Origin of the sequence: Syntrophotalea sp., from assembly GCF_050253115.1 — a bacterium.
Taxonomy (GTDB): domain Bacteria; phylum Desulfobacterota; class Desulfuromonadia; order Desulfuromonadales; family Syntrophotaleaceae; genus Syntrophotalea; species Syntrophotalea acetylenica.
Genome location: NZ_JBFWJQ010000122.1, coordinates 1 through 7333, shown reverse-complemented (window position 1 = coordinate 7333; position 7333 = coordinate 1). Strand labels below are relative to the sequence as shown.

The 7333-nt window shown below is 59.9% G+C and carries 6 protein-coding genes; 3 read left to right on the top strand and 3 right to left on the bottom strand.

Features of this window, described 5'->3' with window-relative positions:
• The 3 genes from AB7E65_RS11060 to AB7E65_RS11050 all read left to right on the top strand — a co-directional run.
• The coding region (locus AB7E65_RS11060) for a DNA translocase FtsK (protein WP_428745910.1) at positions 1 to 2045 on the top strand (2045 nt) is incomplete at its 5' end.
• Positions 2046 to 2079: 34 nt separating this feature from the next.
• Positions 2080 to 2532 carry an NfeD family protein gene (locus AB7E65_RS11055; protein ID WP_072286090.1) on the top strand — a complete coding sequence of 151 codons (453 nt, stop codon included), beginning with the start codon at positions 2080 to 2082 and terminating at the stop codon, positions 2530 to 2532.
• Positions 2533 to 2593: 61 nt separating this feature from the next.
• Complete coding sequence (locus AB7E65_RS11050; protein WP_072286089.1) at positions 2594 to 3469, top strand: SPFH domain-containing protein; 876 nt, start codon at positions 2594 to 2596, stop codon at positions 3467 to 3469.
• Positions 3470 to 3583: 114 nt separating this feature from the next.
• Here the strand turns inward: AB7E65_RS11050 and mltG are convergent, their stop codons facing one another.
• The 3 genes from mltG to AB7E65_RS11035 all read right to left on the bottom strand — a co-directional run.
• A complete protein-coding gene (mltG, locus tag AB7E65_RS11045; protein WP_320360809.1) occupies positions 3584 to 4654 on the bottom strand; it encodes an endolytic transglycosylase MltG in 1071 nt (356 codons plus the stop codon).
• 57 nt (positions 4655 to 4711) lie between these two features.
• Positions 4712 to 5302 carry a glycerol-3-phosphate 1-O-acyltransferase PlsY gene (gene plsY, locus AB7E65_RS11040; protein WP_428745909.1) on the bottom strand — a complete coding sequence of 197 codons (591 nt, stop codon included), beginning with the start codon at positions 5300 to 5302 and terminating at the stop codon, positions 4712 to 4714.
• An 853-nt stretch (positions 5303 to 6155) separates the two neighbouring features.
• Positions 6156 to 7333 (bottom strand): topoisomerase DNA-binding C4 zinc finger domain-containing protein (locus AB7E65_RS11035; RefSeq protein WP_428745908.1); only part of this gene is annotated, 1178 nt, incomplete at its 5' end.

Genomic DNA, 7333 nt, shown 5'->3' with positions numbered 1-7333 from the left:
GTTTTGCCGCGCTGCTGCTGCCCGTTGGCGCTTTCGGCCTGGCCTGGCACTCATTTGCCTGCAAGCCCCCCCGCTTTCAATGGCTGAGGGTGGCGGCGTTTTTCTGCATGCTCCTGTCGCTGGACGGTCTTATCTCTTTGCAATTCCACGGTGCGTCCTGGTTCGGCGAGCCGATCGGCGAGGCGGGAGGGTTGGCCGGAAGGATGCTGGCCAATCTGTTTACGGCGGGGGTCAACACTGCCGGCGCGGTGATCCTGCTGACCGTCATGTTACTGGTTTCGCTGATGGTGGCGGTGCGCTTTTCCCTGGTTTTGATGGTGAGCCGGGGGGTCGACCGCTGGCGCGGCTTTCTGCAAAGCCTCCGGCGGCAATGGTCGGCACGCAAAGCGCGGATGCCGGAAAAACCGGCCAGGATTGTCGAGGGGCCGGTCATCGCGCCCATGGAGAAACCCGTTTCCTTGCCGTCGAAACCTAAAACAAAACCTCTTGCCAAGCCTGTCCAGGAGAGTTTCGATTTTATCGAGAGCACCGGCAGTTATCAGCGGCCGCCGCTGAATCTGCTGGATCATGAAGAGGACGGCGGGGTGCCGGTGGATCGCGAGGCGCTGGCCAGCAACGCCCGCACTCTGGAGAAAAAGCTCAAGGACTTCGGTGTCGACGGTGCCGTGACCGAGGTCAAGCCGGGGCCGGTGGTGACCATGTACGAGTTCGCGCCGGCGCCGGGGGTCAAGGTCAATAAAATTGCCGGCCTGGCGGACGATCTGGCCATGGCTCTGTCGGCCATCGCCATTCGCATCGTGGCGCCGATACCGGGCCGTCCGGTGGTTGGCATCGAAATCCCCAACAAACAGCGGGAAACGGTATATCTGAAAGAGATTCTCACCGCCGAGACTTTTCAGAAGTTCGGCGGGCGGCTGCCCATGGCGTTGGGCAAGGACATTTTCGGCCACACCGTGGTTTCCGATCTGGCCAAGATGCCGCATCTGCTGGTGGCCGGAGCTACCGGCAGCGGCAAGTCGGTGTCCGTCAACACCATGATTCTGTCCCTGCTGTACTGCGCATCGCCGGAAGATGTGCGGATCATTCTCATCGATCCCAAAATGCTGGAGCTGTCCATTTACGAAGGCATTCCCCATCTGCTGCTGCCGGTGGTCACCAATCCCAAAAAGGCGGCTCTGGCCTTTGCCTGGGCGGTGCGTGAGATGGAGCGGCGCTATCGGCTGATGGCCGACAAGGGCGTGCGTGATATCGACGGCTATAACAAGCGCTTGCAGCAGGAGGCGCAAAAGGCGCCAGCTGCCGAGGCGCAGGCGGAGGCGGAGGCGGAGGCGGAGGCAGAGGGTGCGGAGGAGATGCCGGTCGAGGTCGTCGCCGACGGTGAAGTGCTCGATCACGGTCATCTGCCGCGCATCGTGGTGATTGTCGATGAGCTGGCGGACCTGATGATGGTGGCGGGCCGCGAGATCGAGGAATCCATCGCCCGCCTGGCGCAGATGGCCCGCGCCGCCGGCATTCATCTTATCCTTGCAACGCAGCGCCCGAGCGTCGATGTCATTACCGGCCTGATCAAGGCCAATCTGCCGACCCGGATATCCTTTAAGGTCTTTTCCCGTATCGACTCGCGTACCATTCTCGACCAGATGGGGGCCGAAAACCTTCTGGGCATGGGGGACATGCTGTTTCTGCCGCCGGGCACCGGGGCGCTGCAACGGGTTCATGGCGCTTTTGTTTCGGAACGCGAGGTCAAGCTGGTGGTCGATTTCCTGTCCCACCACGGCAAACCCCAGTATGATTCCTCGATCCTCGAAACGCCTGCGGGAGATGCCGGTGGCGGTAGTGATGAAGAGGAGGTCGACGAAAAATGGGACGAAGCTCTGGCCATGGTGGCCGATACCCGCCAGGCCTCCATTTCCATGCTGCAGAGACGTCTGCGGGTGGGCTATAACCGGGCCGCGCGCATGATCGAAAAGATGGAGCAGGAGGGGATCGTCGGCCCCTCCGATGGCACCAGTCGGCCGCGCGAGGTGTATATCAACAAGCTTTAGACAGGTGCGCGTTCTTTAGCGGACCGGAGGGATCATGCAGCAGATTCTGTGGTGGTATTGGATAGCGTTCGGCCTGGCGCTGATTGCGCTGGAGCTGATTGTACCCTCGTTCACGATCATCTGGTTCGGACTCGGCGCCTGCTGCGTAGGGCTGGTGATGCTGCCCTTTGCGGGGTTGCCCCTTGCCGGACAGATGCTCCTGTGGGCAGCAGCTTCCACCGTCTGGACGGTGCTGTGGTTCCGCTGGCTCAAGCCGCGCATGGCCGATCGCACCAAGGCGGGCATGTCCAAGGATGCCATCATCGGCGAGATCGGCATTGTCGTGCAGGCCGTGCAGCCGCCGCACGTCAAGGGGCGGATCCGCTTTGTGGTGCCTGTGCTCGGTGATGACGAATGGCCCTGCATCAGCACCGAGGCTTTGCAGCCGGGAGACGAGGCGCGGGTGGTCGACATCGACGGCCATGTGCTGCGTGTTGTGCGCAAATAGGGTTGGCGAGAGGTGTTGCTCGGTTAGCGGTTTCGGCTTTTTTCTTCAAGGAGGATTACGCATGGGTTTCATTTTGGCCACCGTACTGATGTTTCTGGTTGTGCTGACCATTTTTCTGGGGGTGCGCATCGTTCCCCAGGGATACAAGTTCGTGGTGCAGCGCCTCGGGAAATACCACAAGACACTCAATCCCGGATTGAATTTTGTCATTCCGTATCTCGACACGATTGCCTACCGGGTTCTGACCAAGGATATTTCTCTTGATATCCCCAGTCAGGAAGTCATCACCAAGGACAATGCGGTGATTATGACCAATGCCATTGCCTTTATCAGCATCATCGATCCACCCAAAGCGGTCTACGGCATCGATAATTACCGCATCGCCATCACCAATCTGGTGCAGACTTCCCTGCGCAGCATCGTCGGCGAGATGAATCTCGACGATGCCCTGAGTTCGCGGGACATGATCAAGGCCCGCCTCAAGGAATCCATTTCTGATGATGTCGCTGCCTGGGGCATTGTTGTCAAAACGGTGGAGATTCAGGATATCAAGCCTTCCCAGACCATGCAGATCGCCATGGAGCAGCAGGCCGCGGCGGAACGTTCGCGGCGGGCGGCGATCACCGAGGCCGAGGGCAAGAAAGTGGCGGCGGTGCTCAATGCCGAAGGCGCCAAGGAGGCTGCCATCCGCGAGGCGGAAGGCAAACTCGAGGCGTCCAGGCTGGACGCCGAGGCCAAGATGATCCTGGCGGACGCCACCCGCGAAGCCATCTCCCGGGTCACCGCGGCGATCGGCGACAACCAGCTGCCTGCAACCTATCTGCTCGGCGAACAGTATGTCAAGGCGATGCGTGATCTTTCCGCTTCCGGCAACGCCAAGACGGTGGTGCTGCCGGCCGATGTATTGCAGGCCGTGCGCGGTTTGCTGGGAAAGTAAAAAGGCCCTCTTTTTTCGGGCAACGCAAAAGGGGAACAGCCTGGCTGTTCCCCTTTTGCGTTGTTTGGCTGGTGCGGCCCTGATCCGGACGGCTTTGCGCGCCTTTGAACCGGATCAATTGGAAGAGGTCTCCTGGGTTTCCAGGGGGGCCTCGGTCGAGGTTTTGTCCGGCGGCTCGGCACGCGCAACCCGGCGCAGTTGATAGATCCGGACCGCCTCGTTGTGTTCTCGCAGGGTGCGTGAAAAAAAATGGGTGCCGTTGCCCTGCGCCACAAAATACAGATAAGACACGCGGGCAGGGTTTGCTGCCGCACGCAGCGCCCGGGCGCCGGGGTTTGCAATAGGCCCGGCGGGCAGGCCGCGTTGCGTATAGGTATTGTAGGGGGTATGGGTCCGCAGATCGCGGCGGGTGAGGTTGCCGTTGAAGTCCTCGATGCCGTAGATCACCGTCGGGTCGGCCTGCAGAGGCATGTTTTTTTTCAGACGATTATGAAAAACGGCCGAAATGACAGGCATTTCGGAGATCTGGGCGGTTTCCTTCTGGATGATAGAGGCCAAAGTCACCAACTGGTGCAGGTCGAATCCGAGTTTGGCCGCCTCGTCAACGAGGCTTTGCGGTACATGCTTGTGGAACTGATCCACCATGAACCGGAGCAGGTGTCGACTGGGGAGGCTGGCGCCGAAGCGGTAGGTTTCGGGAAACAGGTAGCCTTCGAGTGTGGCCGCCTCAACGCCGAGTTTTTGCGCGAAGTGGGGATCCGTTGCCAGCCGCAGGAATTCTTCATGATCGGCGTACCCTGCATCGCACAGGCGCTGGGCAATCTGCGCAACGGTCAGTCCTTCCGGCAGGGTGACCCGCAAGCGCAGCGTATCCCCCTGGATCAATCGGTCGAGAACCCGGCCGGGCCGGCTGGCCGCTGCGAAATTGAAGTCCCCGGACTGGATGTGGCGCGCGGCTCCGCGCAGCACCGCCAGGATTTTGAAGTTGAAAGCACTGCTGATGATGCCTTCGCGTTCCAGTTTGGCCGCTACGCCACTGAAGGATTCGCCGGGCTGAATGGTGATGATTCTGGGGGTGTCCGGCAGCACCGGATGCAGCAGGAACAGCCCCAGCGGCAGTCCGAAGACAAAAGTCGCCGCCAGCAGCAAGGCGATGCCGGTTTTGATCAGAGATTGTTTTTTCATAGCTCCACGGGGCTTGCCCGGATGCGGTCGCTTCAGACGCGTTGTTCGCATCGGGGATCAGGCCTTGAAACGGTTTTCGCTGCCGTTAAGCAGGCGCGTGATGTTCTGACGGTGACGCCAGATGACAATCAGGCTGATGAACAGGGTTGTCGCCACCATGGCCAGCCTGCCGTCGATAAAGTAGACCAGCAACGGGATGGCGGCGGCGGCGGCAATGGACCCCAGGGAAACGTAGCGCCATTTCCAGAGAAGCACGGCGAAAATGGCAAAGGCTCCGAGTACGGCAAGGGGGCACAATACCAGGAAAATGCCGAGGGCAGTGGCCACTCCCTTGCCTCCCTTGAAGCCGAGGTAAACAGGGTAGCAGTGCCCGAGAAAGGCGGCGACGGCGACGGCTCCGATATGAGCCGGCGCCAGCCCCGGCAGCTGCATGGCTGCCAGTACCGGGATCGCGCCCTTGAGGGCGTCTCCGACCAGGGTCAAAATACCCAGCTTTTTGCCAGCCACCCGGTAAACATTGGTGGCGCCGATATTGCCGCTGCCCGACTTGCGGATATCGGCGGCTCCGCTCAGCCGTGTCAAAAGGATGCCGGTGGGTATCGCGCCAATCAGGTAAGCGGCGATCAGCATCAGGTAAAAACTCACCATGCATGTCTCCATAAACAGCAAAAGCGGCATCAGCCGCTTTTGTCTATGTAAGTTCCCCGGAAGGCTGGATTGCGCCTGCGGCCTCCGGATATCGCTCTCCGTCAAGGGGCCGGAAAGCGATTTTTTCAATAAGGCGAACCTACCTTATACCATTTTCGGAATTTAAAAACAAGAAATATTGACTGGCCCCCGTGGAAGGTCGCCCGTTCGTCATGCTTCCGCTTTTGCATACAAATAAAAAGCCCCACTCCCTGTCAGGGGGTGGGGCTAACCGTTTTCGGGAAAACGGAAAATTCTGGTCGGGATGACTGGATTCGAACCAGCGGCCCCCTGCTCCCGAAGCAGGTGCGCTACCAGGCTATAGCCTTAGATAACACCTGCATTCTAAGCCTTTCGGTCAATAACCGAGTCTTTTTCACCCGGATTTTCCAGAAAAAAACCATTTTCGAAGCTATCACTTCCTAGCCATAGCCGTCGCCGGGAACCTGAAGAACGAACTTCCAGGCGGCCCAGTGTGGAGGGCGGGCCGCTACGATGGGGGTAGCCAGGGGCCCCGGTCGTTTGGCCCAGAGGCGGGCAGTCTGGGCCAGAGAGGGGCGGTTTTGAGGGGTAGGGGAGTGCCGTTTTCCGGCTGGTGAGGGGCTGTCCGCAATGACCTAGATAATCTGGCCTCTCGTTTGGAACAAAATGCAAGACAGCCCAATCTGCTCGCCATAGATCGGGCTGTCCGATGTTCTGGGAATAGTGTAATACGAGAAGTGCACATCATTTACTCCGGAAACGGATAAGTCGAACCTAAAGTTGCTGAAACCTGTCCTATGCTCTACCCAAAGGGTCACCCTGCGTATCTGCCTCAGATTTTCCGCGTGCCCTTGCATCGCGGATACCGAGAACAGCCCCAGAACTGCCCATATCGCCCCGAACGCCGCCGCATCGGTGAACCGCAGCGAGGACAGCTTTGAGTGCCAGACGTGCCAGTTGTGCCAGTTGTGCGGGGCGGCGTGGGCATCGGGGCGGTCGGGGTGCACGGCGGCTGCGGTGTCGGTCGCGGCGGTGGTGTTACCGTCAGTGTGACGGTGGAAGCCGGAACTGATGCACCCAACTCGCGTAAGTCCTGTTCGGCTTGTGCTCGGGACGTGAGCGCTTCTGCAATCGCCCTGTCGTTTCTCGCTTTGGCTGGCAGTGCATCAAGGTGGGTCTTCGCGTTCAGTAGGGTGCCCAGACCGTTGCGTATGGTAGATTCCAGCTTGGCCTTTTCCGCCGAGAAACGCCCGCGCAGTGCCCTGTCGTCGACAACGTCCTGAGCGTTCGGTGTTGGATCATACCTGAAGTGTGACTCGTGCTTGCGTCGCCATTCCAGTAGCTTTCCGGTCATGACCTTACCAAAACCGGGCACCCGCAGGACGGCCTGACGATTCGCATCGGCTGCGGTTTCGATGCCGAAGGAAATGAGCGTGGCGGTCTTCGCTGGGCCGATGCCGGATATGTTCGCGCTGCGTATCGAGAAGCTGTCAAGATAGGCCTTCCGCTGACGCGACTCACGATTGGATTTCATCACCACCAACTCGCGGGCCAGTGCCTCGTCATGGCCCCTGTAGGCTATGATAGCGGCATCCAGATCGCCGCGCACCTTCACAACTTCAGCCATGCCATTGCGCTGAACAAAGGCATTCAACTCGCGTTGCACCCGTTCATCTGCATTCCTGAAGGCTTGCAGGAACGGGCCAGACTCAACGCTATGGTTGGTGAAGGTGCCCCATCCCCAGATTGCCAGCCCGATCCAAAGGAACCAAATGGGGGGGGCATAGATAAATCCAGCAGCCGCGCCACCCATCATGAGCAATCCCATCAATGCGCGCCCGAGCTTTTGGCCCCTGGCTTCGCGGAGAGCGCTACTGGTGCCGCGCGGCGTAGCCGGAGCGGGAAGCAAATCTATGACTGTAGGGAAGTGGAACGCCAGTATCTCGCGGATAGCTTGTTCGGTGCCGCGCGCGTCGGTTGGGATGTTGGGTGCAGCGGCGGTCAGGTCCG